This is a genomic window from uncultured Streptococcus sp. (assembly GCF_938036805.1).
GTDB lineage: Bacteria > Bacillota > Bacilli > Lactobacillales > Streptococcaceae > Streptococcus.
On record NZ_CALHWC010000022.1, the window covers coordinates 1 to 1789 of the forward strand.

The window sequence follows — 1789 nt, forward strand, 5'->3', positions numbered from 1 at the left end:
AGCGCATGACTGTTAATCATGATGTCGTAGGTTCGAGTCCTACTGGCGGAGTAAATGATCATATGAGAAAAGAGCAGTTGGCTCTTTTTTCTTTCTCTCTATCGATGCTTTTGCATTGTTTTAGAATCAGAGTGTTACTATAGTTGGAGCTTGACTCTTTTCTTTTTTGTGGTATAATTAACCGGTAAAGTTTCAACTGGTTAAGAAAGGGAGCGAAGAATGGGTCATTTAGCAGAAAAAATTAATCATTTTTTGAATGAGGTCATATTGACAGCTGAGAATCAACATGAAATTTTGATCGGTTCTTGTACGAGTGATGTACAGCTAACGAACACGCAGGAGCACATTTTGATGCTTTTGTCTCAGGAATCTTTGACAAATTCTGATTTGGCGAAACGGCTGAATGTTAGCCAAGCTGCTGTAACTAAAGCTGTTAAGGCTTTGGTGGAGCAAAAGATGTTGCAAACTTTCAAGGATAAGAAAGATGCTCGCGTGACTTTTTATCGTTTGACTGACTTGGCGCGACCGATTGCGGAAGAGCATCAGCACCATCATGTGCACACTTTAGACGCCTACCAGAGATTGGCAGAGCAATTTTCTTCTGATGAGCAGGAGGTAATTGTGAAATTTTTGGATGGTTTGATTGGAGAAATTGGGAAATGAGATATATCACAGTGGAAAATCTGTCCTTTTACTATGACAAGGAGCCTGTGTTGGAGCATATACACTATTTTCTGGATAGTGGCGAGTTTGTAACCTTGACAGGGGAGAATGGGGCTGCTAAGACGACACTTGTCAAGGCTAGTTTGGGTATTTTGCAGCCCAAGTATGGGGAAGTGAAGATTTCCAAGACCAATGTGCGAGGCAAGAAACTGCGGATTGCTTATCTACCTCAGCAGATTGCTAGTTTTAATGCTGGTTTTCCTAGTACGGTGTATGAGTTTGTCAAGTCGGGACGTTATCCGCGCAAGGGTTGGTTTCGCCGTTTGAATGAGCATGATGAGGAGCATATTAAGGTAAGTCTGGAGTCGGTTGGAATGTGGGAACATTGGGATAAGCGAATTGGTTCACTTTCGGGTGGCCAGAAGCAGAGGGCGGTTATCGCTCGGATGTTTGCTTCAGATCCAGATATTTTTGTCCTTGATGAGCCGACAACAGGGATGGATGCAGGCAGCAAGGATGAATTTTACAAGCTCATGCATCATAGTGCTCATCAGCATGGGAAAGCTGTCTTGATGATCACACACGATCCGGAAGAAGTTCGTAAATATGCTGACCGCAACATTCATCTGGTTCGGAATCAGGACTCACCTTGGCGCTGCTTCAATGTGCATGAAAGTGATAGCGGACAGGAGGTGAATCATGCTTAATCTATTTTCCTATGATTTTATGCAGCGAGCCTTTTTAGCAGTTATTGCCATGAGCCTCTTTTCACCGATTCTGGGTACTTTCCTTATTTTACGTCGGCAGAGCCTTATGAGTGACACGCTCAGCCACGTTTCACTGGCAGGTGTGGCCTTTGGTTTGGTTCTAGGTTTGTCACCGACCTTCACAACGGTGGTGGTGGTTATTATTGCAGCGGTCTTTTTGGAATACTTGCGGACAATCTATAAAAATTTCATGGAAATCGGGACAGCCATTCTTATGTCAACGGGATTAGCGGTTTCCTTGACTGTCATGAGTAAGGGCAAGAGTTCTAGCTCAATGAGTCTGGACCAGTATCTATTTGGCTCTATTGTGACTATCAGTAGGGAGCAGGTGATTTCTCTCTTTGTCATTGCTGCTGTGG

3 protein-coding genes are annotated in these 1789 nt (G+C 43.7%); all 3 read left to right on the plus strand.

Going from position 1 to position 1789, the window contains the following annotated elements:
• The first annotated feature begins 219 nt into the window (after nucleotides 1–219).
• Nucleotides 220–663 carry a zinc-dependent MarR family transcriptional regulator gene (locus tag Q0191_RS01010; RefSeq protein WP_297663013.1) on the plus strand — a complete coding sequence of 148 codons (444 nt, stop codon included), beginning with the start codon at nucleotides 220–222 and terminating at the stop codon, nucleotides 661–663.
• Nucleotides 660–1370, plus strand: coding sequence for a metal ABC transporter ATP-binding protein (locus tag Q0191_RS01015; protein WP_297663015.1), 711 nt, complete (start codon nucleotides 660–662; stop codon nucleotides 1368–1370). Before Q0191_RS01010 ends, Q0191_RS01015 begins: the two co-directional genes overlap by 4 nt.
• On the plus strand, nucleotides 1363–1789 hold a 427-nt coding region (locus Q0191_RS01020; protein ID WP_297663017.1), incomplete at its 3' end, for a metal ABC transporter permease. The genes Q0191_RS01015 and Q0191_RS01020, both read left to right, overlap by 8 nt.